Annotated in this window: 21 protein-coding genes; 9 read left to right on the top strand and 12 right to left on the bottom strand. The window is 56.1% G+C overall.

Features of this window, described 5'->3' with window-relative positions; genetic code table 11:
* The first annotated feature begins 15 nt into the window (after window positions 1–15).
* Window positions 16–516 (top strand): NYN domain-containing protein, encoded by a 501-nt coding sequence (locus RBB62_RS17835; protein ID WP_309400551.1) that lies wholly within the window; start codon window positions 16–18, stop codon window positions 514–516.
* A 54-nt stretch (window positions 517–570) separates the two neighbouring features.
* Window positions 571–1,023 (top strand): thioredoxin TrxC, encoded by a 453-nt coding sequence (gene trxC / locus RBB62_RS17830; protein WP_309400549.1) that lies wholly within the window; start codon window positions 571–573, stop codon window positions 1,021–1,023.
* 51 nt (window positions 1,024–1,074) lie between these two features.
* Here trxC and RBB62_RS17825 read toward each other — a convergent pair whose 3' ends face one another.
* Window positions 1,075–2,313 carry a DUF1501 domain-containing protein gene (locus RBB62_RS17825; protein WP_309400548.1) on the bottom strand — a complete coding sequence of 413 codons (1,239 nt, stop codon included), beginning with the start codon at window positions 2,311–2,313 and terminating at the stop codon, window positions 1,075–1,077.
* A gap of 15 nt (window positions 2,314–2,328) precedes the next feature.
* Window positions 2,329–3,828, bottom strand: coding sequence for a DUF1800 domain-containing protein (locus RBB62_RS17820; protein WP_309400547.1), 1,500 nt, complete (start codon window positions 3,826–3,828; stop codon window positions 2,329–2,331).
* 153 nt (window positions 3,829–3,981) lie between these two features.
* On the opposite strand from RBB62_RS17820, the gene RBB62_RS17815 reads away from it, so the two are divergent.
* From RBB62_RS17815 to RBB62_RS17805, 3 genes are all read left to right on the top strand, one after another.
* Window positions 3,982–4,455 (top strand): hypothetical protein, encoded by a 474-nt coding sequence (locus RBB62_RS17815; protein WP_309400546.1) that lies wholly within the window; start codon window positions 3,982–3,984, stop codon window positions 4,453–4,455.
* 3 nt (window positions 4,456–4,458) lie between these two features.
* Window positions 4,459–6,117 carry an apolipoprotein N-acyltransferase gene (gene lnt, locus RBB62_RS17810; RefSeq protein ID WP_309400545.1) on the top strand — a complete coding sequence of 553 codons (1,659 nt, stop codon included), beginning with the start codon at window positions 4,459–4,461 and terminating at the stop codon, window positions 6,115–6,117.
* A gap of 283 nt (window positions 6,118–6,400) precedes the next feature.
* Complete coding sequence (locus RBB62_RS17805; RefSeq protein ID WP_309400542.1) at window positions 6,401–7,048, top strand: hypothetical protein; 648 nt, start codon at window positions 6,401–6,403, stop codon at window positions 7,046–7,048.
* 35 nt (window positions 7,049–7,083) lie between these two features.
* Here the strand turns inward: RBB62_RS17805 and RBB62_RS17800 are convergent, their stop codons facing one another.
* The 7 genes from RBB62_RS17800 to RBB62_RS17770 form a co-directional block, all read right to left on the bottom strand.
* Window positions 7,084–7,476 (bottom strand): four helix bundle protein, encoded by a 393-nt coding sequence (locus tag RBB62_RS17800; protein ID WP_309400541.1) that lies wholly within the window; start codon window positions 7,474–7,476, stop codon window positions 7,084–7,086.
* Window positions 7,477–7,536: 60 nt separating this feature from the next.
* Entirely contained in the window at window positions 7,537–8,904 is a 1,368-nt protein-coding gene (locus tag RBB62_RS17795; RefSeq protein WP_309400540.1) for an NAD-dependent succinate-semialdehyde dehydrogenase, read from the bottom strand.
* Window positions 8,905–9,049: 145 nt separating this feature from the next.
* Window positions 9,050–9,793, bottom strand: coding sequence for a deoxyribose-phosphate aldolase (deoC, locus tag RBB62_RS17790; RefSeq protein ID WP_309400539.1), 744 nt, complete (start codon window positions 9,791–9,793; stop codon window positions 9,050–9,052).
* A gap of 32 nt (window positions 9,794–9,825) precedes the next feature.
* A complete protein-coding gene (locus RBB62_RS17785) occupies window positions 9,826–10,587 on the bottom strand; it encodes a GntR family transcriptional regulator (protein ID WP_309400537.1) in 762 nt (253 codons plus the stop codon).
* A gap of 77 nt (window positions 10,588–10,664) precedes the next feature.
* A complete protein-coding gene (locus RBB62_RS17780; protein ID WP_309400535.1) occupies window positions 10,665–13,172 on the bottom strand; it encodes a hypothetical protein in 2,508 nt (835 codons plus the stop codon).
* 80 nt (window positions 13,173–13,252) lie between these two features.
* Window positions 13,253–14,707, bottom strand: coding sequence for an L-fucose/L-arabinose isomerase family protein (locus RBB62_RS17775; protein ID WP_309400534.1), 1,455 nt, complete (start codon window positions 14,705–14,707; stop codon window positions 13,253–13,255).
* A gap of 13 nt (window positions 14,708–14,720) precedes the next feature.
* Window positions 14,721–15,452, bottom strand: a complete 732-nt coding sequence (locus RBB62_RS17770; protein WP_309400532.1) for an IclR family transcriptional regulator — start codon at window positions 15,450–15,452, stop codon at window positions 14,721–14,723.
* 234 nt (window positions 15,453–15,686) lie between these two features.
* Between RBB62_RS17770 and RBB62_RS17765 the strand changes: the two genes are divergently transcribed.
* The 3 genes from RBB62_RS17765 (at window position 15,687) to RBB62_RS17755 (ending at window position 19,311) form a co-directional block, all read left to right on the top strand.
* A complete protein-coding gene (locus RBB62_RS17765; RefSeq protein ID WP_309400531.1) occupies window positions 15,687–16,448 on the top strand; it encodes a class I SAM-dependent methyltransferase in 762 nt (253 codons plus the stop codon).
* A 78-nt stretch (window positions 16,449–16,526) separates the two neighbouring features.
* Window positions 16,527–17,762, top strand: coding sequence for an HlyD family secretion protein (locus RBB62_RS17760; RefSeq protein ID WP_309400530.1), 1,236 nt, complete (start codon window positions 16,527–16,529; stop codon window positions 17,760–17,762).
* A complete protein-coding gene (locus RBB62_RS17755) occupies window positions 17,752–19,311 on the top strand; it encodes a DHA2 family efflux MFS transporter permease subunit (RefSeq protein WP_309400529.1) in 1,560 nt (519 codons plus the stop codon). The genes RBB62_RS17760 and RBB62_RS17755 overlap by 11 nt, the downstream gene beginning before the upstream one ends.
* A 253-nt stretch (window positions 19,312–19,564) precedes the next feature.
* Here RBB62_RS17755 and RBB62_RS17750 read toward each other — a convergent pair whose 3' ends face one another.
* From RBB62_RS17750 to ispH, 3 genes are all read right to left on the bottom strand, one after another.
* Entirely contained in the window at window positions 19,565–20,653 is a 1,089-nt protein-coding gene (locus tag RBB62_RS17750; RefSeq protein WP_309400528.1) for a serine hydrolase domain-containing protein, read from the bottom strand.
* Window positions 20,654–20,800: 147 nt separating this feature from the next.
* Window positions 20,801–22,210: an aspartate aminotransferase family protein gene (locus RBB62_RS17745; RefSeq protein ID WP_309400527.1), complete on the bottom strand. Its 1,410-nt coding sequence runs from the start codon at window positions 22,208–22,210 to the stop codon at window positions 20,801–20,803.
* A 126-nt stretch (window positions 22,211–22,336) separates the two neighbouring features.
* Window positions 22,337–23,212, bottom strand: a complete 876-nt coding sequence (ispH, locus tag RBB62_RS17740; protein WP_309400526.1) for a 4-hydroxy-3-methylbut-2-enyl diphosphate reductase — start codon at window positions 23,210–23,212, stop codon at window positions 22,337–22,339.
* Window positions 23,213–23,381: 169 nt separating this feature from the next.
* Here ispH and RBB62_RS17735 point away from each other — a divergent pair, with 169 nt between their 5' ends.
* Window positions 23,382–23,939 carry an NUDIX hydrolase gene (locus tag RBB62_RS17735; protein ID WP_309400525.1) on the top strand — a complete coding sequence of 186 codons (558 nt, stop codon included), beginning with the start codon at window positions 23,382–23,384 and terminating at the stop codon, window positions 23,937–23,939.
* The last annotated feature ends 115 nt before the right edge of the window (window positions 23,940–24,054 follow it).

Here is a 24,054-nt window from a genome sequence, read left to right as displayed (position 1 = left end):
GGAAACGTAGGCCTCATGTCGGGGCAAAACCATCTGCTGATTGACGGCTACAACGTGATTCACCAGTGGCCTGACTTCGCTGAACGCTTTAAGCGCGACCCGGCTGGCACGTGCGACCACCTCGTCGAGGCCGTGCGCGTGATTCACGACGTGGACAACTACCGGGTGACCATTGTTTTCGATGGCCGCGGGGCGATGGTGGACGTGCAATTTCCCGGCGAAATCTCGACCTTCGCGGTGCTTTATTCGCCGAGTGATCTCTCCGCCGACGGCCTCATCGAGCAGATCGTGAAAAACGCGAAAAACCCGAAGTCGTGCACCGTCGTGAGCCGGGACAACCTCATCGCGGAATCCATCCGCGCGAGCGGCGGTTTTGCGATCCGCCCCGAGGAGCTGTGGGACTGGGTGAAGCGCTGTGATTCCCGCAGTCGCCAGACCATCCAGACCCGCCAGAAAAAGGTGAAGCAGCAGTGGAAAGAAAAGAGCCCCTGGGACGCCTTGGACGGACTCAAATAACGCCGCCGAGCTTTCTGGCTTTGCAAGGCCGCGGGCTTGATTAGTCTAATGGGCATGTCAACCGAGCCCATCCAAATTGTCTGCCCGAGCTGCAACGCCATTAACCGTGCGCCGCAGGAAAAGCTGGCCGCTGGCCCCAAGTGCGGGAAATGCCAGGCACCACTGTTGCCAGGGAAGCCGATCAGCGCGACGGACGAGAGTTTCGGCCGCTTTCTGGGCATGTCCGGCTTGCCGGTGGTGGTGGACTTCTGGGCGGATTGGTGTGGCCCGTGTCAGATGTTCGCGCCGGCCTATGCCGAAGTCGCGGCGGAAATGGCCACCGAGGCTGTGTTCCTCAAGGTCGACACCGAGGCGTGTCCGCAGACCGCTGGCCTGTTTCAAATCCGCTCCATTCCCACACTGATGCTCTTTGCCAGCGGCAACTTTATCACCAAACAACAAGGCGCGTTGCCGAAGCCGCAGTTCGTGCAGTGGCTGCGCGGCCAATTGGCTGGTTTGAAAGGCTAGGGGAGACTCTGTCTCAGTAAGGTTGAGTTGGTATTAGGTACAGCCCGCGCTTTAGATCAAGGGCAGGGTGTCAAATTGCCCGCTTATGACCTTGGTGGGGTCGGCTTGGAACCAGTCTTGAATGACCGTGGCGTAGACCTGGCGGAAGTCGTATTCGTGGCGCAGGTCTTTGTTTTGGAGGTTCATTAGGTCGGGCGGGCTGCCGAGGAGCGGGGTTTGCAGGTTGCGGCCCATCATGAAAAGTGGGGCGGCGGCACCGTGGTCTGTGCCGTTGCTGCCATTTTGCTGCGGGCGGCGGCCAAACTCGGAGAAGACCACGGTCAGCACCTGGTCGTCGAGCTGGTGCTTTTGCAAGTCCTGCTGGAATGCGCTGAGAGCCTGAGAAAGCTCGCGCAGACGCTGGGCATGGCCGCCTGCCTGATTGGCATGGGTGTCGTAGCCGCCCTGAGAGGCGAAGTAAACGCGCGTTTCCATACCGCTGGCGATCATCGCCGCAATGCGTTGGAGCGACTGCCCGAGGTTGCCCTGATAGTTGGCCATTGGCTTGTAGTCATCGATGACTTCCTGCACGCGGCGCTCGGTGATGATGGCGTCCATCATCATGTGCTGCAGGTAGCCGCCTGAGTCCGAGGCGGCGGGTGCCTGGGTGAGTTTTTCCAACAGCTCGATCTCGGAATCTTTCTTTTGGCGGATCCTCCCGCGGGAGGGCAGGCCGAAGACGGAATGCGTTTTTTCCGACATGAAAAGGCCGGGTGTTTCGTTACTGATGTGCAGGCCGAGCGGGTCCTGACTGGTGTGGCCTGCGCCGTCGCAGTAGTTATCAAAATAGCTGCCAATCCAGCCTTCGCGGCCGATGATGTCGCTGTCGGTCGCGGTTTCCCAAATCTCGGTGGAGCGGAAGTGGCTGCGGTTGGGGTTGGGGTAGCCGACGTTTTGAATGATGCTCAAATGGCCGTCTTTGTAGAGGCGCTCCATGCCGCCGCAACTGGGGTGCAGGGCCATGAGGTCGGAGATGGGGAGGTAGCCCTCCTTGATGCCGAGGTCGGGCCGCAGGTTGTAGTATTCGTCGTCCTGAAAAGGGATGAGGGTGTTGAGCCCGTCGTTGCCACCGGCCAGCTGGATGAGCACGAGGATCTGGCGGTCCTTCTCCGGTGAGGCGACATTGGCCCGGGCTGTGGTGGCGAGGAAGCTGGGCGCGAAGCCGCTAAAGGCAATCATGCCCAAGCCGCCCATGCCGGTTTGCATGAATTCGCGACGCGTGACAGCGATGGGTGTGTTGCGGTTTTTCATCGGGGGGAGGGTTGGTTAGGAAACTTGGTAGGCGGGTGATTGAAGCAGGGCCAGCAGGGCTTGGCGCACGCGGTCGGTGCGCTGGCGCGGCGGGACTTTGACGTGAGTGATCAACTGCTCCTTGAAGTCGTCCGACGGATCGCGGGGCAGGAAGTAGCGGCAAAGATGGTTAATCAGGTCGGGCGAATCCTTGGCCAGCAGGGGCTCCAGGCGTTCGTCATCGACGAAGAACGGACCCTTGCCGTCCTCGACAGCCTCCTCGATGCGCATTTGCTCGTCGGCATTGAGGTTCTTGAGGTTGGGCGGGTAAAGGAGGTTGCGGACGAGCTGTTGGCGGGCGGAAAGCGTCGACGCGGTGATCCAATGCTTGCCGCCGAGCCAGCCCCGCACGTTGGGAGGATTTTGGAACGGCTGGCCCATTGCGCGCAGCTGATTTTCCAAGCGCTGGGGCACGGGAAAGATGTCCAGATTCATGTCCTGGCAGAGGCCGATGGTGTAATGAATCGGCGACTTGATCAGCTCGCCCTGGAACTGCGGGGCGAAGAACAATTCGCTGGTGAAGATGGTTTGCAGGAGCCAGCGTTGATCGAAGTCGCGCTTGGCCCATTCGTCAGCGAGAGGCTGGAGATACTCGTCGGGAATGGGCGTTTCACTCAGGTAAAAAAGGCACAGCTCGCGCGGCACAAAGAGCTTGGCCCCGGGTTGCTCAAAGATCATTTCGATGACTTCATCACCGTTCCAGCGACCGGTCTGGCCAAAGACGGTTTTCACGCCGTTGTCGTAGGCGTGGGGGCGGAAGTTGAACTCCGCAAAATAGAATTCCGAGCCCTTGTAGTAATAGCCGGTGAAAGCGCGCGCGGCTTCCTTGATATCTTGCTCGGTGTAGTTGCCTTCACCGAGGGTAAAGAGCTCCATGAGCTCGCGGGCGAAGTTTTCGTTGGGGGCGTCCTTGGTGCTGCGATGGAGGTCCAGATACTGGATCATTGCAGGCGAGCGACTGATGGTCTTCGTCAAGTCTCGATAGCTGCCAAAGCCCTCGCGACGCAGGATGTTTTGGTGGTCGTAGAGGACGCCTGCTTTTTTGATTTTATTGCGAGCGACGACGAAGATGCTTTCCAGGAAGAGTACGTATTTCTCCTGAGCAGAATTCTCTGGTCGGCGCGCGAATTCAAACCACGCCATGCCAAATTCTGCGAAGGCAGTGCGCTCAGCCTTATTGATTTTCGCCCGAAGCTCCCGGCGGGTTTTCTCGTCCTGATTTTTCATGCCACGCCGATAGTATTGGATTTCCTGCTCGGCATCCCATGTTTTGGTGGGAACGGGAAACTCGCGGCCCTTGAAAGCGTCTTTAACGGTGGCCGCTAAGCCATCGTTAACGGCATGTTGGACATCGGCAGGGCGGGACGAGAAGCCCATGCGACGCAGGAGGTGGGCAGCGGTCTGCGTATTCCACCTATCGGGTGGCAGGGGCTGCCAAACTTGGCGGGGGCTTGATTGGCCAAATTCGAGACTCATACTCAGATATTTAACCCATGAGGCAGGGATTAGTTACAGAAATGTCATTTGGAGCGCTTGATTTCAAGTAAGAGCGTTCAGTCGGCAGTTTATTTTTCAGAAAATTCAATTGCAATACGGAAGCTTCGGGCGGATACGTTCGGCATGGGAAAAATGCTCTTTACTATCGCTTCGCTGTTAACCGCACTTGGCTGGTTGACTGGTTGTGGCAACGTTGATGTGGACTCCAGCTCGGCAGGCAATGAGCAGCTCGCCGCCGCCAATTCCATCTACCTGGAACCGGAGTTTACGGTGTCAGATGAATCGAAGGGGCCTGGCGAGAGGTATGATCATAAGGTCCACGAGGCGCTGACAAGGATCCTTAGCGCAAAGGGCTACACGGTTGTCGATAGCGCCAGCGATGCGAGCATTGTGCTCGATGGCAGCTACGAGAGGGGCAAGGTGATGTCGAAGAGACAGCCCACTTTTAGTGATGGACACGCCAGCGCCGGCAATGCCTACTACCTAATGCTCAACGCGGCGGCCAACGGCCAAACGCTTTGGTCGGCCAATTCGCCTTTGGCGGGCGATAGCCTGGAGTCGGTCTTGACCGTACTGATGGCCAGCTTCCCGGAATCGAGTCAGTAGCGCATGCGACGTCGCCCTTGGTTGATCGGCTTGCTGGCAGGGATTGTCACGGGCCTTCTGCATTTTGCAGCGTTTCCCCCGTGGGATGTCGCGGAGGCGGCCTACGTCTTTGTCGTGCCCATGTTGCTCTGGCTGTTGGCCCGGCCAACGCGCCAGCAGACGATCATTTGCTCCTTTCTTGGCTTTTGGCTGAGCTGGCTGTTGTTGATTGCCTGGCTGCGCTATGTGCACCCGCCGATGGGCTCGGTGGGGCTGGTCTTGCTTTCATTTATATTAGGGATGTTTCCGATGAGTTGGGCTGTGCTTGCTCGTTGGTTTTTGCCAACGGTCATGCTCTGCGGATTTGGGGCGCGACTCTTGGCTTTGTTAGGACTTGCCGGGTATTGGGTGATCCTGGAATGGCTTAAAACGTGGGTGCTGACCGGCTTCCCCTGGCTGCCACTGGCGGCTAGCCAATGGCAGCGACCACCCATGCTGCAAACCGCTGAATATGGCGGGCAGTATGCGGTGTCGTTCATTCTCATTTTCTTCAACCTAACTTTGGCGGTTTATATCTACCGCCTGTTCCTGCAGCCCATCTTGAAGTCGCGCCAAGCGGAGCCGACAGAGGATATGGCCGAGGGTGAAGCAACCGCGCGGCTGAAGCTGCGTTGGCGCTTCTGTCCGGAATTTTACGTGGCGTTGGCGTTAGTATTTTTATCCGTTTGGTTGTATGTCCGCACGATTGCTAAAGCACAGGCGCGGGAGCCGATTTTTAACGTGGCCGTTGTGCAACCCTGGATTCCTGCCGACCTCAAGTGGACGCACGAAATGGTGGAGGAGAACCTAAGCACACTGCGTGGACTGACCGAACAGGCTTCCCAACTGACGCCAAAGCCCGATTTGATTCTCTGGCCTGAAGCTGCGCCGCCTTACCCGATGATCAGGCAGGATGGCGACCGCAATATGGAGCATTGGATTCAAGGCGGCGTGGATAAGGTCGGCGTTCCGCTAATGACCGGCGCGCTGGCTGAGTTTCCCAACGGTGATTGGGCCAATGCGATCTTCCTTCTGGAGCCTGAAAATGGGTTGTTTGACGGCTATTACTCGAAGCGTCGCCTGGTTCCCTTTGGAGAATATATTCCGATGCGGGATGCGTTGTTCTTTGTAAAAACCGTGGTGCCGCTGGACATCGATCTCAAGCCAGGTGATCATTCACGCCCCTTGCCACTGACGGTTAACGGCAAAACCTGGAAGGTTGGCGCGTTGATTTGCTATGAGGATATTTTTGCCCGTCTTGGGCGTGAAGTAGCGCGTGAGGGGGCGGACTTTATCGCCGTTTTGACCAACGATGGTTGGTATGGCGAGGAAGCAGGGGCATACCAACATGCAGCGCATTCAGTCCTGCGTGCGGTGGAAACCCGGCGTCCGGTGATACGCTGTGGCAACCACGGCTGGAGTGGCTGGATCGATGAATATGGCAACGTGCGTGATGTGCTAACGGGTCCTGATGGCTTGATTTATGCCCGTGCCACGAAATCGTTTGCACTAAGTTATGATCCCGTTTGGCAAGATCAGTTGACCTTCTATGCGCGTTATGGCGACTGGGTGCTGTGGGGTGGAGGTTGCTTTTTGCTTGGCGCCATTTGGCAGCGTCGACGGCAGAGGCGCTCAGGAATATAGATTGCTCTTAGAGGGCGTCTAAAAACTCAATTGACCTTCGTTGGAGAGCGTCTTCGTGGTCAAAATTTCATTTCTTCACCTCGACGAAACTGGTTTCGCCTCGCTTCAGAAGCCGGAATTTTGCCTCTCGAATACATCTCGCCGACTCGATCAGACTTTTTAGACGCCATCTAAGTCACCACCTAGGGTGGTCTTGGAGCCTTTTTCTACTCTTTTTTGCTGACCTTTTGCTGCCGGTAATTAGGCTCAAACTCCCCCTTAAATACCAACTACTATTACTGCTGTGAAAATCGGCTCTAACCTATCTTTTTCATGGGCGGCGGGCGTCAGTGTGCTCGCGCTTCTGCAATTTACAATGATCGGCTGCGATCAGGAATCGACTTCCTCGAGTCAGGTGCCACAGTCGGCTAGTAATTTCGTGTCGGCGGGAGACGAAGGCCAAATTGAAATGCCACATACCATAGATACCGCGACCGAGTTTCCGGCGGCGTTGGCTAGTATTTCTATTGGCTCTCAAAAGCCTGAGCTGCGCGGCTCTGAAGTTGGCCACACCGTGGTGCGCGTCGAAAAGGCGCCGGCTATCGCTAAGTCAGGTCAACCGATGGCTAAAAATCAGCTTGAGCAGGATTGGGATGGGACGGTTCTTATTCCCTCAGGCACGCAGATGTCCCATGCGCGGTCGGACAATGTGGATTTTGGCCGCATTGAGGCTCATCCACTTGCCGATGGCTCGTTGCGCGTTTGGGTGCGTGTGAAAAATGTGACCCATACTGATTTAATAACCCGTATGGCTTGCAACTTCCAGTCTGCTTCGAATGAGCGAATTAAGACCTCGTTTGCGACGACAACGATTCCCGCCGATGACGCGGTAGATGTCTATTTCATGTCACCGATGCCCAATGTGGTCAGCTACACGATACTCGTGCGATAACTAGGAAATCCTGCAGCGTTTACTCGCAGAGACCTTTAGCTCGGCACTTGGAGTCGGTTGCGGATGAGCTCGTTTGTATTGGCCGACTGGATCATGCCGTTGAGCATGCGCGCCATCTGAGAGAGGTGGCGCTTGCCGCGGAGGGCGTCTCCATGCTCCATCACGTTGCGCGCAACCATCATGTCGAGCACTGCGGAGCAGGCGAGAACTTGGCTTTTGGCGGCGTCAAACGCTTTCACACGATCTGAGGCGGAATTTTTGCCCAAAGCCGCAACAATGTGAATCGGAATAGAATTCGAGATGCTGTCAAGCTGCTCTGCCAAGCCTTTGCGTCGGGTGTCTCCCTCGATGAAATTTTCTACCATGACGACCCAGTCGATGCCGAGTTGGTAGACTTTTTGTGTTTCATGTGGGAAGAAATTACTCATTGCGCGACTTGATGGAGGAAATTGAAAAGGGTGGGATATTGGTTTGATAAAAAATTCGCGTTAAGCCAAGAGGACTGTCTTGACGTTGACAAACTCTTTTATGCCGTAGCTGGACAGTTCACGGCCATAACCAGACTTCTTCACGCCACCAAAGGGCAGGCGTGGGTCGGATTTGACAAAATCGTTAATAAAAACTGAGCCAGTCACGAGCTTATTACGCGCAATTTCTATGCCGCGTGCGTGGTTTTGGGTAAAAATAGCGCCGCCGAGGCCATATTCGCTGTCGTTTGCGATGCGAATTGCGTCAGCTTCATCTTTCGCGTGGATAATCGAGATCACCGGGCCAAAAATTTCCTCAGCGTAGCCTGGGGAGCCCTCTGGCGGATCTGACAAGACGGTGACCGGATACCAAGCGCCGGGTTGATCGGGCTTTGTGCCACCCAGAAGCAGCTTGGCGCCTGCCTGAATACTATTGGTCACCTGCTGGTGAACTTCGTTGCGGAGGTCCTCGCGAGCCATCGGCCCAAGTTTGGTTTCGGGCTTCATTGGGTCGCCGAAATCGATATCCTTCAGTGCGGCAACCAGTTTTTCTTCAAAGGTTTGGCGGATTTCAGGCTGCACAATCACTCGCTTCGGCGAAATGCAGCTTTGGCCGGCGTTGAGGATGCGTCCAGCGACAACCTTGCTGACTGCGAGGTCGATGTCGGCGTCCTCGAGAATCAGGTAAGCGTCGGCACCGCCGAGTTCGAGGACGGTCTTTTTAAGCTGGGACCCGGCCATCGCGGCGACTTTTTCCCCGGCGGCAGTGGAGCCAGTCAGCGTCACAGCCTTCACCGTGGGGTGCGCAATGGCGACAGCCGCGCCGTCGGCACCGACCATCAGCGTGCGAAAAAGATTCATCGGGAAGCCCGCTTGCTGGAATATCGCCTCCAGTGTCAACGCGCATTGGGGAACATTGGACGCGTGTTTCAGCACCATCGCGTTGCCCGCCATCAGGGCAGGAGCCGCGGCGCGAAAGACCTGCCAGAAGGGAAAATTCCAAGGCATTATCGCCAATACGCAGCCTAGAGGCTGAAAGGTGGCAAATGCATGCTGCCCAGAGCTTTTCAAGGGTTCGTCAGCCAGGAATTTGGTGCCGTTTTCCGCATAGTAATCGCAGACCAGCGCGCATTTCTCAACTTCGCCAATGGCCTCCTTGATCGGTTTTCCCATCTCCAGCGTGATGGTTTTGCCGTAGGCTTCCTTGTTGCCTCGCAATATTTCGGCGGCTTTGCGCAGGCATCGAGCGCGTTCCTCAAAATTAGTTTCGCGCCACTTGGCGGCGTCTGTCTCGACTGCTTCCAAAACGCGCAGGATTTCGGCAATATCGAATGACGGATACTCGCGGACGAGCTCGCCGGTGGCGGGGTTCACGGTTTGTAGAGGCATTATTAGACGATCGCTATCTGGAGCATCATCGGAGTCACACCTCTTGGCGTCAAGACCTAGCATATTAACGTCGCTTCATGACCATATCACGAAAAAAGGGCGGCCCAATTGGAACCGCCCTTCGAAAATCTGTGCTTTTCTACCATCAAGCGGTTTGCAAGATGGGTAACGTGCCGGGGAAATCACGCTCCACGGCTTCGTCGAGCATGGTCTTGGTCGCCGTTGCGCCAATGCGGGTGACGCCGATTTCGCGCACGGCCAGTAGATCGTCCAGCGTACGCACGCCGCCTGCGGCTTTGATCTGGATGTGCGGCGCGGTGTGCTCGCGCATGAGCTTCAGGTGCTCCATCGTGGCGCCCTTATAGCTGTATTGGCCGTCATCGCCCTTCACAAAACCGTAGCCGGATGAGGTTTTCACAAACGCGACATCAACCTCGTTACAGATATGGCAAAGGCGAATGATTTCGTCGTTAGTCAGGTAGTCATTTTCGAAAATGACTTTCAGGATCGAGCCTGCGTTGACGACCGCCTGGTTGATCAGATCGATCTCGCGTTGCACGTAATCCCAGTCACCGCCTTTGACCTTGCCGTTGTTCACGACCATGTCGATTTCCTTGGCGCCAGCGAGAGCGGCAGACTCTGCTTCGATAATCTTGATACCCATTGTGCTGTTGCCGTGGGGGAAGCCAATGACCGCGCAGGCCATGACGTCGGTGCCGGCAAAAATGTCGAGCGCTTGGCGGATCGAGTAGGGCTTCACGCACGCAGTCGCGACGTTGTAATCGCGGCTCAGTTCGCAGCCGGCCTGCACATCGGCGTCAGTCATCGTCGGGTGCAGGAGCGAGTGGTCAATCATCTTGGCCAGTTCAGTGAGGGTGGGTTGGGACATAGTATGTTGGAGGGTTCTTGGTTGAAAATTGATTAGGCGAGTTTACCCAAAAACTCTTTGCGTAGACGGAGGCTCATGCGGGGGAAGGCCGATAGGTTTTCCGATGTGTGGCGCATTTCAAAGCACTCGCCATGATAGTGCAGGCGCTGGAGCCAAAGCGGGTTGTCCTCGGCGTCGTAGGCTGCGCCATCGAGACAAAGCGTTGGCCCGCTCATGTCAGATGCGCGCGGGGGAATTGCCGCTGAGAGCGTGGCGTCCTCACGCGTTGCATGTAGGCTGTAGCGTTCACGGCAGATTGCGTAAAACGATCCTTCGAGGTCTTTCGCTTTGAGGCGCGGGTAGCGTTTGCTTGGCAGCCAGCGTTCCTCGTGAATGACGGGCACACCATTAAGCAGGCGTCGGCGCACAATTGAAATAACCCGCTCGCGCGACTTGAGCTGAAGCTTCGCGGCAATGTGATCATTGACTTCTCGTAGCGACTCAAACGCCGTAACTTCCGTAGATGGCATCAATCCGTTGGCACGCGCGAAATCGGTAAAACTGTCCATTTGCCGAAGCTCAGAAAACAAGGTGGGGCGCTCCGCCACAAAGCAGCCTGCGCCGCGCCGAATCTCCAACCAACCTTCGCTGACAAGCTTCGATAGAACCTTGTTCGCGGTGGCGCGGCTTAGGCCGTACTCAGCAGCTAATTCGCGCTCAGAAGGGAAGCGCGCGCCAACCTCCCATTTTCCTTCGGCCAACTGTTGTTGGCAGAGTTCAATGAGCTGAATGTAGACGTTGCGCGTTTCAATCATGCTAGGAATAGTGGCTAGTGGCCTAGCCACTTGTCAACGCAAAAAAGAATGGCTCTTTATGAGCCATTCTGAAATTACTACCATTCGAAGAGAATCGAGCCAGTGACGTCGGGCACGGTGATGACATCGCCATGCGGCGTACTTTCGATAACCGGCTCTATGAATTCACCAACGAAATAGGGGAAGACCGGGTTGAGCAGCAGGCGAATCTTATCTGTATGGCCAGTCTCCACAAGGAAGCGCAGCGTCGCGCCTTCGCAGCCACTCACTACAACGCGGCGATAGACTCCATGCATGATGACTGGAACTTCCAGCACCTTGATGCTGCCTTGAGCGCAGTCAGCAAACATCCGGACCTCGCCGGTCCAGGCAACTTCGCCTGTTAGTTGAGCTGCGCCGTTTGCAATGTGCGTCGTGTGGTTGATGCGCAGCGGCGCGCCCAGCGGATGCTTGACCGCGATCGTTGCATTGGGATCGCGGCTGTGGCCGGATACGATGAACGCGTTCTTAAATCGGTGTGCCGTCAGGTAAGGTGGACGGTCTTCGTTGATCGTTTCAATGCTGTCGATTTGCCAACCGAAGGCAGTCAGGCAATTGCGAATTTGCCGACCGGCTGGGTAGAACTTCTGGCGGTTTAAGGGCTTCAGAATCGGGCCCTTAATTTTGCGCGGCTTGTCGGGATTGTATTCGCCGGTGCTCAGCGAAGCGCGGGTCCAGGCGAGGCGACCCTTAGTCAACTTAGCAATCGCCATGACTGCGCGACATTGGCCGTTTTGCTCGGCTTCAGCGTAAGCGCAATTGGCATTTTCTGCGATGGACTCCGCCCAGCCGCCGCCGGACAAGAAGCCGGTGTGGCGAATCGTGTTGCCAGGATAGGGCTCAATCAGCTCCGAACTTTGCAATGCAAAGTCTCCTTCGATTGACTCGCTCAATTCCAAGCCAAGTAGCTTTAGAAACTTTGAACCGGGCAACACCGGACCGTAGAGCAGGACGTCAGCGTCGGCTTCCAACTGTTCGATAAGCTCAGCTTCCAGCTTGCTGCCGGGCATCGGGACCGGAGTGACGATGATGGCGTCTTCTTGGCCAGAGTTGGCCAATGCGGTAGACAAGTCTTTCGTGTCGACAACGGTGTTGAGCGGCAAGCCTTCGTTGATCGCGGCGCCGATGTAGGCGTCGGCGTGCAGCGTGAGGTCGGGCCGTGTTTTTGCAATCTCATGGAACTCGTCGAAGGGATAAGCGCAGAGGAATGGCCCCGCCGCATCAGGCGCTTTCTCGCGGGCGCGCAGCATGAATGCCGTGACCTCGGCGGGCACAGAAAGCGGCATTTGTCCGAAGGAGTCATCCACGGTTAGCAGCGCGAGGTCGCGCGGGATTTCAACTTGTCCTTCAGAGTTGAGACGACTGATGGCGACTGGCAAATAGATGTCGTGAGGTTGGCGCGAATAGCGGTCGAGCCACGGGCTATTGATCCACCATGGATCGTGGATGTAAAAGCGGAAGCGGAACGTTTCGCCAGGAAATCGTGCGATGTGACTCATCCAGCCAGAGAGCTCCAAGCCGAAGTCGCCATCGAGCGCAGCCCAGGGAGAATTAACGGGTGCATCGACGCCAAAGCCGCCTTCGTAAATATGCTTGAGCGGCGAGGCGTCAGAGCCGAGGTCGATGCCGGTGGCGAGGTTGGTGCCACGGCTGCGGATGTGATACTTGAGCGGGAACTCCGCGCGTAGGTCTTTCCAAAATTGCAGCACGCGTTCCTGAATGCCTTCTACGCGTTCGGTGTGATAATCAGCGCCGTCGAAGACTTCGCCCACCAACGCCCAAGGCTCCAATGAAAAGCCGAAGCCGTTGGACAGCCACAAAAAGTCAAAGCCCATCGCTTCGAAAAACGCCGTAGCTTGCTTACCAAGGAACACGCCAAAGCGCGTGCCATCGGGAATGCCGTTCGGGTAGGCGGCGTAGGCGCGGTCGTCGCCGTTGAGCTCGGCTTCGCACGAAATGAACTCGTCTTTAAAGACGGGCCCATCGCCGAGAATTTCCGTGTGCCACTCATACTTGAAACGCGACTTCGCAAACTCCGGGCCGATGTCGAACGTTTCTCCGACGTAGATTTTCTTGCCGGTCAGCTCGGCGCCGATGCGCTTGATGTCTGCGACCAAATCGCGCAGCCAGGCAAAGTTAAAGACGGCCGGATTCTCGCGATAAAGATAGCTGCGCGAGTGGATGCCTTTCTTTTCGGGGTCGACCAAGTGTCCGCCAATGCCGGAGAGGTCAGGGTCTTTCTCGGCTTCCTCTGCTTCCTTTTGTTCGAGTTTGCGGTGGCGGTTGGCGGAGCCGTGGTAGCGGGCCCATTCAAACTCCGTGTCGTCGCAGCCATCGTATTCGAGTATCTCGGAGCCGTCGGCAATCCACAGCATGATGGAAATGCTTTCGGCATGGCGACAGAGTGCGCTCCATTGGGTGAAGACTTCGCGGAGCACGGCTTCGCGGGTGGAAGGGGTGTTATCGAAAAATGGCTTGAGCGACATTTCGAGCTGCACGTCGCGCCAGCGGTAGCCATCGGGGGTGGGGAACCAAGAGTGTGCCATAAACTTTGCGTTAGAAAGTTACTTTGCAGGAGAAAGTGAAGGCGCGCAGCCAATTACGACTGCGCGCCAACTGGGGGAGTTTATGCCTTGCGGACGACAACGGTTTCGATGCCGAGTGTTTCCGCCAGGAGGACGAGCGTGTCGGCGTGGTGGCCAATGCCCAAGGCAAAGTGGTGCGTTGGGCCTTCCTTAACCCAATCGATCAGGAACTTGCGGACGTCTTTGCCGAAACGGCCGTGGGTATTGGTGTTGCCGGTGGGCGGGATCGGACGACGCTCGGATTCACCTTCAGCGATGACGAACTTAAAGCGGCCGTCCGCAGTCTGGCCAACGCTCATCATGGTGATCGGGCCTTCCTTGATCTGGAACTCCACGCCAGCGCCGCTGCCGGGCTTGCCGTGGTATTTCTTCAGGCTGCGGAGGACGGGTTTGCCCTCGGCGATGTTGATGTGGTGCGGGCCGTCGTGGCCGACGAGCACGGTGTCCTGCTGGAAGTCCACGGGGTGGAATTCGGCAAAGCTGCCACCGATGTCGAGGCGATCAAAGATGAGCATCGCAATGCAGTTCTTGATGTCGAACTCGCCGCACATCGGAAAGCCTGCGCCTTGGAGCAGGGAGTTGCCCACGATGAGATTGGTGACCATCTTGCGCATGTCCGAGCCTGCTTCACCCTCGTAGTAATAAGCCAGGCCAGTGAGATCGTATTCCTCGATCAAACCATCGAGCGCGACGGCGCACTTGGCGGCTTCGTGGAGGTCGGCGTCAGTTAGTTTTTCAGTCAGCGGGTCGCTGATCGGATCCGGGGTGTCAAAGAAGCTGAGGATGATCTTTTTCTTTTCCTCAATTTTGCCGGCATCGGCTTCGCGGTAGTGGCGGTAGAGATCGTGCGGTTCGATCAGCGGCACGTGACAGCCGAAGGCGGTAGTGACCATCGTAGGGTCGCAATGCATGTCGAGCATCGACTCGAGCACGTGGCCCATCAGGCCGACGCGGCCCTTGCGTAAATCGTGGCGCGCCTTGGCGATGTCGCACCAGCGCTTGAGCTCGGCGTCGACTACGGGGTCGCCATCTTCATGGCCGAGGATGACGTAAGGCACGGGCTTGCCGAGGCGGACGGCGACGCCGGTAAACTCAGGCACCGAGCAGTAGTCGTCGTTGCAGAGCTGCATGTAGGTCGTGCCGTTGGGGTAGTCCATTGCCGATAGCGGCTGCATGGCTACGAGCACAATCGGGCAATTAATTTCGCGCACGATGCAGCCAAAGGTGGACGACGTTGCGTAGGTGACCATGTCGACAAAGAGCACGTCGAGGTCGGCGGCTTTCATGTCGGGCAGCGCGGCGTAGGCGGCCTTGGCGTTATCGACCAGGCCAAAGTCCGCGACTTCGACGCCGTTGGTTTCCAGTCGCTCGACGAGGACGTCCTGTTTGCGGCGCATTTCGTCCAGCAGGCCATCGAACTGGGCCCAGTAGGTATGGTGGCCAACGCCGATTACGCCGACTTTGGCAGTGAGGGGTTTGATGCGGGGGATGTTCATAGTTGGGTTTGGTTTAAAGTTGTTCGCTGATTTGTTGTGCGGTGGCGAGGAGACCGGCCGACATGCTGGCTCTGCGTTCTTCATTCCAGCGGGCGAGGGGGACGCTGCAGCCGATCGCGCAAACGAAGTCGCCTTGCCGGTCTAGGACGGGTGTGCCCAGTGCGGCGACGCCGCTGCCTTGGTTATCGATCATTTCGGCCAGCTTATCTTCACGGATGTTCGCCAAAGTTTTTTCGTAGACGGTTTGGCGCTGTCGTGACCAGCTACGCGTGGAGGCGTAGCGGCTCAGGTAGTCGGCGCTTTGCCAAGCGAGGACCACGCTGCCCGAGGCCCAGATGTGCGGATCTTCCACGACGACTTCGCCGTGGTGAACGGTCAACGGGTGGTTGCCCTGATATTCCAGAAGAATCTGCGACTCGCCATTGATCATCGTTTGCGCAATCAGCGTTTCGCCGAGGGCCTGATGAAATTCCTTCAGCGGTTCGCGGATTGATTCGCGCAGGGTGGCGAGCGGGTCGATCTGCTGGCAAAGCTTAGCCAGCGATGGGCCGGGGTGATAGCGACGCGAGTCGGTGTTAAAATGTAAGTAACCGCGCGCTTGTAGCGTCTTCAGCAATTGCTGTGCAGTGGGAGCCTTGAGCTCGGCTTCACGGGCAAGCTCGCGAACGCCAATCCCATCCATGCGATCGACGACGAGTTCTAGAAGCGACAGCGCTCGCTCAACGGACTGAATGGTGTTCGACATAGATGAACAGTGTTTAGTTTTATATCAAGCGCTTGCAAGCAAAATATTCTTTGGAATCGATGGTGCGCTTTCGGGGTTTAATATTATGTGAAAAGAGGGAATGAATTTGAGAGTTTAAGGCTCTCATGCTCAGTTAGTTTGAGTTCCCTTGAATCCGCGGGAAAAATTTATTCCCAAAGATTACGATTGGCTTGCGCCTGGTATGAATCCTGATAGCCTAAATAAAAATTTCCCATGAGTGAGCCCACCCAGCGTTTTAGTCAGCGGGTTGATGATTACATCAAGTATCGTCCCAGCTATCCGAGTGCAGCCGCCGCAATCTTGCGCGATGAATGTGGGCTTCAGCCCGGCGCGCCGATTGGAGACATCGGGGCAGGCACTGGTATATTTTCCCGCCTGCTCTTGCGGCAGGGCTTTCGGGTGATTGGCGTTGAGCCCAACCGGGAAATGCGTGAAGCGGGCGCTCGTCAACTGCGCTGCTATCCGCTTTTTCAAAGCTGGGATGGCCGTGCCGAAGAAACCGGTCTTCCGGACAAGACCCTTGAGGCCGTATGTGTGGCGCAGGCCTTCCATTGGTTTGATCGCCCGGCGGCGCGTCGTGAGTTTCGCCGCATTCTGAAGCCGGGTGCTTGGGTTTATATTATTTGGAATCAGCGCCGCATGGATGGCTCGTCCTTTCAGCGCGCCTATGAGTGCCTGCTGGAAGAGTTTGGTACGGATTACCATGCGGTCGATCATCGCGGGCCATCGCGTCAGGACTTCTCAGAATTTCTGGGAGACAATCCGGTCGAGTCGCGTATTTTCCCGAATCGTCAAGAGTGTAATTGGGAGCAACTGCGCGGGCGCTTGTTGTCATGTTCTTACGTGCCGGCGCCGGGTGATCCTGACTGCCTGCCGATGCTGCGCCGTCTGGAGCAAATCTTCCTGAAGCACCAGCTCGCAAATCGTATCACACTGGAATATGATACGCGTGTCTTCTGGGGGCGCATAAGCTAGATTAATATTGCTTGGTTTCATCGTTTGGTTGAAATGTAACCTTGCTCGTATCACTTATTTATCGCACATACTATTGGTATGGCGGAAAATTCTAAGCAGGAAACCGCAGCTCCTACTACGCGCAGTAAATTCAACTGGCTGATCTGGCCGGTTGCGGTTTTGGGGCTGATTGGCGCTGGTATCTATTCGTATCAGCGATATCAGTTTGACGCATCTCACATTGTCACGGACAATGCGATGGTTCAGGGCAAGATGATTAAGATTCTCGCGCCTGAACGAGGTTGGTTGACCGAGGTGACCGTACTGGATAACCAACCAGTCGTTGAGGGCGACTTGTTGGCCCAACTGGAAAACCGCTATTACAAGTTGGAAGTCGACCGCGCTCAAGCCAACGTGAATGCCCTGATTGCGCAAAAGGGTGTAGAGTCCAAGGAGAGGCAGGGTGGTGGGCTGGCCCAAGCCAAACTCGCTACGGCCAAAGCAAACTTGGGGGTGATTCAGGCTGAACTGGCCGAAGCTCAGTCCAGCGCCGATGCCGCTAACGACAAGCTTACCCGCATTCAAAGCAACCAAAATTCCCCCGCTTTCGTTCAAGCTCAAATGGATATGGCCAAGGCAACGTCCGAACAAGCCAACGCCAAGCTCTTGACTCTGCAAAAGGAAGCCTACGCCGCACAGCAGCAAGTGCAGGAGGCGATGGCCAATGCGCAGCTGCTGGATTACAATTTGCAGGAGGCCAAGGCCGAACTTGCCCAAGCAAAGGTTAATCTTGAGTCGACCGAGATCAAAGCGCCGATCAGTGGCCACGTGGCGCAGTTACAGGTCAACCCCGGCACAACGGTTGAGCAAAGCCAGTATTTGATGACCGTTGTTTCGCAGGACGAAAAGTGGCTTGTTGCGAATATTAAGGAAACGCTGTTTGAGCGCATCGATATCGGTGATTTGGTGGACATCACCATCGACGCGTTTCCTGGCACTACTTTTAAGGGCGTCGTCGAGAGCCTTTCGCCAGCGGCTGGCAACCAGTTCAGCATCATCCCGCGCAATTACGCCAGTGGCAATTTCATCAAGGTCGAGGCGCTGATTCCAGTTATGATTCGCTTCGATGAAACCAAGGAGCGCATCGAGAAACTCGTTCCGGGGATGAGCGCAGAGATCACCATTGCCATCGAGCCGCGCGAAAAGGCGCAGCCCGGCAATAATCCCAAGAAGACCGCGGCTGACGCCAACACCGACGGGGAAACCGCGGCGCCGCAGCCCAAGAAAAAGGAAGATCCAGCCGAGCCTGCGGCGACTGAAGCCAATGGCGAATGACGAACAACCTGCTGACCCGCGGCGCTACTGGATAGCGCTGGCAGTGACGCTGGCCTCGCTCGTCGAGGGGCTGGACACGTCAGTCGTCAATGTGTCGGTGCCGCAGATGATGGGCAGCCTTGGTGTGTCACTAGATGCGATTGCGTGGGTATCGACAGGGTATATTTTATCGAACGTGATTATCATCCCGCTGACGGGCTGGCTGGCCTCGCTCTTTGGGCGGAAGCGGTATTTCACAGGCTCGCTCGTGATGTTCACGATAGCCAGCTTCATGTGTGGGCATGCAAGCACATTGGAGTCGCTGGTGTTTTGGCGCATCGTGCAAGGGATCGGTGGTGGCGCGCTGGTCGCGACGTCTCAGGCAATTTTATATGAGGTTTTTCCACCGAGGGAGCACTCGCGGGCAATGGCGTTGTGGGGCATGGGGATCATGGTCGGCCCAGCGATGGGCCCGGTGCTGGGTGGCTATTTAACCGAGCGCCTTTCCTGGCCGTGGATCTTTTACATCAATATCCCCATCTGTATTTTGGCGCTGGTCATGGTCGTGCTTCTGGTGCCGGATTCCAAGTACCGCGAGAAGGTGAAGAAGGTTGATTTCCTTGGTCTAGTGTTGCTCGCGGTCGGCTTGGGCGCCTGCCAAATGCTGCTCGAGGACGGTAATAAAATCGGCTGGTTTAGCTCGATTTCGGGCCTCGAACTCGGCGGGCTGACGCTCTTTTGCCTAGGCCTTTTTGTCTGGCGCGAAATGACCTTCGACAGCCCCGTGGTCGACCTGCGTATTTTCGGAAATTTGCAGTTCACCGCCTGTTGTCTGTTCACTTTTGTGCAGGCGCTGTGCACGCTAGCGATTGTCTTCGTGACCCCGCTCCTACTCTTGGATTTGATGGGCTACACGGCGCTTGAAACGGGAATGATCATGCTGCCCGTCGCAGTGGGGACGAGTCTCGTAATGTTTGTCGTGGGCAAGATTTCTCACCGCTGCAATCCCTACGTGCTGATCTTTTTTGGCGTCGCCATTTTCCTCTATGCGATGTGGCGCTACAGCTACTTCGACGCGCTCACGCCGGACACCGCCTTTACCTGGCCGCTGCTCCTGCGCGGCATTGGGCTCGGGATGATTTTTGTGCCGCTCAATGCGCTCGCCGTGGCCGATTTAACGCCCGATAAACATGCCTCCGCTACGGGACTCTTGAACCTGACGCGTCAGTTCGGAGCCAGTGTGGGTGTGGCAGTGGCGGCGGCGGTGCTCAGCACAATGCAAGGTCAGTTTGAGGCGGTAATTGTTGACGCCGCTAGCAGTGGTTCGCCGGAGCTGACTTATATTGGGCAGCAAGTGATGGACACGCTACATCGTGAGGGAATTAATGACCCGACTGCCCACTACATTGCAACCGAACTATTACAACAGACCTCGCATCAGATCGCAACCAGCATTGCTTTTGATCGGATTTTTACGATATTTGGACTGGCTCTAGTTTTCGCACTGCCGCTGGTCACTTTTATGCGGAAAAACCCTGATCGTAGCGCACCTGTTGCCTCAGCTCACTAACTAGCGTGTTACCATAGGGGGGCTAAAAAGTCTGATCGAGTCGGCGAAGACCACTTGAGTTGGACGCCCTCTGAGAATGATTGATTTGCGGCTCGCGCGTATGTGCGTTTCGTGCAGGCAACCAATTGAAGGCGGCTATCCATCGGGCGTTGGTAAACATCTAATACCACCTCTCAACACAAGTGAGAGGTGGTATTAGATGTGCCTCAGAGTCCAACGAGCGCGTCTTGGCGGTGGTTGCGAACTGGCCTCTTCAGTGCTCTTTATCGAGTAGATCTCGGAAGGCGGTGATGATGCGCTTGGTGTTGTCGCCCACGTTGAGTTGGTTCTTACACAAAGCAAACGCGAGTCGGGCATCGGGATCCGCAAAAGCAATCGCGCCACCATAGCCACCGTGACCGAAAGCGTGAGGGTTGGGACCATAGGTGGAGTCATCGCCACCCAACGCGTAGCCCAGTCCAAATTTCAGCGCGTGTTCGCGGTCCCTGGGCCATTGGCGCTCGTTGGCCAACGCGAGTCGACTCGTCGGCAGCAGCTCAACGCCATCCACACCGCCGGGAATCAATGCCGCGTAATGGCGCGCCATCGAACGGGCGCACATGACGCCAGTGCTGGCGGGGATGCAGGCGCGACGCGCGTCGTCGCGATTCATCCAGGCATGTAGCGGCTGTAGCCAATTTGGGACTGAGCCGTTGCCGAGGTTGTCTGGCGTTTCGGCGCCGGTTTCTTCCAGCCAGGCAATACGCTCATCGATGCCTTCAGGGATGCCACAAAAGAGGTTTTCAATTCCCAGTGGCGCGTTGAGCTCCTCGGCGAGAAATTGCTTAAAGTCCCGGCCATCAATTCGGCGCAATATTTCACCCGAAATCCAGCCGTAGGTCATGGCATGGTAAACTTGCCGTTCGCCGGGCGTGTAGGTAGGGGCTTGGGCGGCAATGGCGCCGACCATGAATGCCCAATCGGCCAGCTTTGCATGGTCGAGATCGTGCGGCATGCGGTAAAGGCCGGCGGTGTGGTTCATGCATTGGCGCACGGTGACGGCGGCCTTGCCATTGGCGGCAAACTCAGGCCAGTAGTTCGCGACCGGTGTTTCGTAGTCCAGTTGCCCGCGCTCTGCGAGCAAATGCAGAGCCGTGCTGACCATTCCCTTGGTCACGGAAAAAACCGGAAACAAGGTGTCGGCGCTGACTTCGGCCCCAGTGCGGTTGTCTGCAACGCCGGCCCAGGCATCGAGCACGAGCTGGCCGTCGACGTAGGCTGCGACTTGAAGGCCGCGTTCGCCGCCCTCGGCTACCAATTCATCCAGCAAGGGCTGGATGGCGGAATTGAATCGGGGAATCATCGGAATTCCTTATCCATGCATACGTTTGCTTAAGCAAACATATAGTCTGCAAAGCCATTTGCGTAGCAAAACTCTCCGATCCATTGGGACGCTGGTTCGTATGCTTGGCAAAAATCTCTCCGATCCAACCGGAGGTTGGTTGGTTGGTTAGGCGGGGGCGAGCTTTTTGGATTTACGCTGCTTGATGGCTGTTTGAACGAGGTTGCGGCCAAAGTCCCACATAGGTCCGGGCAGGCGCGTGCAGTCCTGGAGTACGTCGTCGAGACCGTTGATGAAGCGGTTGATTTCCGGCTCGCCAATGATGAGCGGCGGCAGCGCCTTGATGATATCCAAGTTGTGCCCGGCAACATGAGTCAACACGCGGTGCTTGGTCATAAGCGGGGTGACGATCATTTGCGGGAATAGCCCCTTGTCCACGGCGTGAATGCCCTTCCAGGCGAGCTTCATCTTCATGGAGCGCGGTTCGCCAAACTCGACGGCAACCATGCAGCCCTTGACGCGTATATCCTGAATCAGCTCGTGGCGGGCCTTGAGCTCAATGAGCTTTTCTTCAATGACTTTGCCGGCCCAAGCGGCGTTGGCGACGAGGTTTTCCTGCTGAAGCACATGGATTGTAGCCAAGCCCGCCGTCATGGCGAGATTGTTGCGCCCAAATGTGGTGGAGTGGACGACGCATCGGTCAAGGCGGTTAAAGACCTTCTGGTGAATTTCGCGGCGGGTGACAAACGCTGCGGCAGGGACATAACCGCCAGAAATTGCCTTAGCCATCGTGAGGATGTCGGGCTCGAGGTTCCAGTGTTCGAGTGCCCACATTTTGCCGGTTCGCCCAAAGCCCGTCTGGACCTCGTCCATAATGAACAGTGCGCCGTATTTGCGGCAGAGCTCCTGCGCTTGAGGGAAGTAATCCTCCTCCGGCCAGTAAACACCCTTTCCTTGCACAGGCTCAGCAATGAACGCCGCGACATCGCCTTGGCGTAGCTTGTCTTCAAGCTCATTCAGGTCGCCATAGCCGACTTTTTCTGCCCCCGGTAGCAGTGGGCCAAAGCCTTCTTGGAAATTTCCATTGTTGGTGAAGGAGAGGGCGCCAAGCGTCAGCCCGTGGTAGCCGCCAGCAAGTGACAGAATGCGTTTTCTTCCAGTGGCCCCGCGTGCGAATTTCAGCGCGCCTTCAACGGCTTCGGCGCCTGAGTTACAGAAAAATACGGCGTCGAGGTGTTCGGGCGTAATCTCCACTACCTTTTCCGCGAGCAAACCGCTAAGGAGCGCGCAGTCCATCTGGACCATATTGGAGAGGTCCTGATCAAGCACATCCTTAATCGCCTTGGCGACTAGCGGGTGGTTGCGACCAATGTTGTAGACGCCGTATCCGCTGAGGAAGTCCAAGTAGTCATTGCCCTCAGCATCATACAGGTATGAACCCTTGGCGCGGGCGTAAACCTTGTCGAAACCAATAGTGCGTAATACCTTGACCAGCGTGCGGTTCACATGCTGCTCGTGTAAATCGTAGTTCTCGCCTGCTCGTTCTTTGATCAGGCTGGTAATGTCAAATTCGGACATGATGCGCTCCTAAGACCACAGACACCGTGTTTCGTGCCAAAATAGCAGACCCGACGCCTGAAAATGTCTTTTTAAAATCGATTTTCGGCTAATTGACAAGCTATACCCGTAAGCCGATACGCCAAATCAGGCGATTTGAAGCTGCTCTACGACTTCCTTAATCAGGAATTCTGGGGTCGACGCACCCGCTGTTACGCCGACTTTGGCGTAGCTCTGGGCCAGGTGGGCAATGTCGAGTTCGGCGACAGTCTCAATGTGATACGCGGGCAAACCAGTCTTTTCCACAAGCGCGGCAAGCTTCTTGGTGTTGGCGCTGTGACGGCCCCCTACGACGACAATCGCCTGGGCACCGTTGTTCATGAGCACATGGATGTCACTTTGGCGTTCCTTGGTGGCGCCGCAAATGGTGTCGAAAACCTTCGCATCTGGGAAGCGCTCCTTCAGAATGTTGGAAAGTCGCTCAAACTCATCAGTGAACATTGTGGATTGCGAAACCATGCAGACTTGAGGGCCAATAGTGTCGGGGAGGCTGCGGATGTCTTCATCGTTCTTGACGACGTGGCCTCGACCTTCGGTGTAGCCCATGAGGCCCATTACTTCCGGGTGCTTTGGGTCGCCGAAGATCACGGTGGCAAAGCCCTTGCGGGCGTGCATCTTGATCTTGCCAGCGATGATGCCGACGTCCGGGCAAGTTGCGTCCTTAAAGTTCATGCCGAGGCTTTTCAGGTAGTCGCGGCGATCCGGGGAAATGCCATGAGCGCGGACGACGAGTACGCCGCTTTCGCGGTCCTGATCGGAAACGGTCAGGTCGGACTTGCTTTGGTAGTCGCCGACTTCCTTGATGCCGGTCGCCTCAAGGCGTTCCATCATCTGTTTGTTGTGAATCAGGGGGCCATCGGTATAGACCGGACGCTTACCTTCAGCAGCGAATTTCGCGGCAATGTCAATGGCGCGTTCAACTCCCCAGCAAAAGCCAGCACTATCAGCTCGAATAACTTCCATAGCAAAATCTAATCAAGCCGCAGAGACTGTGTGTCGGCCTTGAGTGAGGCAAGAATAATTTGGTGAACTGGCATGAGAACTGCGATATTCGAACTGCAATAAACGAATCTACGGTATATGATACTAAGATATTTATTAAACGCTTCATAAGGAACATTTTGCCCCTATAATGTCATATTCACTCATAATGCCCTCTTCCCCCCAAGAACTGTTTGATGTAGTCGATGAACAGGATGTCGTCATTGGCCAGGCACCGCGTTACCAGGTACATGCCGAAGGGTTGCGCCACCGAGCCGTCCACATTTTAGTTTGGAACAGTCAAAATCAGCTGTTTCTCCAAAAGCGTTCGATGAACAAGGATCAGATGCCTGGCGTCTGGACCACGTCTTGTTCTGGTCACGTGGATTCTGGAGAAAATTACGACATTGCTGCCGTTCGTGAGATTAGCGAAGAATTGGGTATCCATGTTTCAGGAATTGAACAAATGGATTTGCTCTTTAAGCACCCTGCTTGTCGCTATACCGGAGAGGAGTTTGTCCAGGTTTATAGCCTCACGTGGGATGGAGAAATGACACTCGATCCCGTCGAAATCGACTCTGGAGCATGGTATGCCCCAGATGAGCTGGATGCCCTCATTCGCGCGGATCGCCGCAACTATGCGCCCAGTTTCCGCCTGATTTGGGGACGCGTTCGCCAAAACGATGAAAGTGCTTTCGTCGGCGATTAAGCGGCTAGTGTCCCGCGAGTTAAATTCACTTAAGAAATCGAGTGGTTCATTTTCTCGAAGATGGAATCCGGCGTAGCGGTCCATTGGAATGGTTTTGGGTTTTCGTTGTGCATGT

This window comes from Cerasicoccus maritimus, assembly GCA_031296935.1.
Taxonomy (GTDB): domain Bacteria; phylum Verrucomicrobiota; class Verrucomicrobiia; order Opitutales; family Cerasicoccaceae; genus Cerasicoccus; species Cerasicoccus maritimus.
Note: the sequence above shows the minus strand (reverse complement) of the source record. Positions and strands in the feature narration are given on the sequence as shown.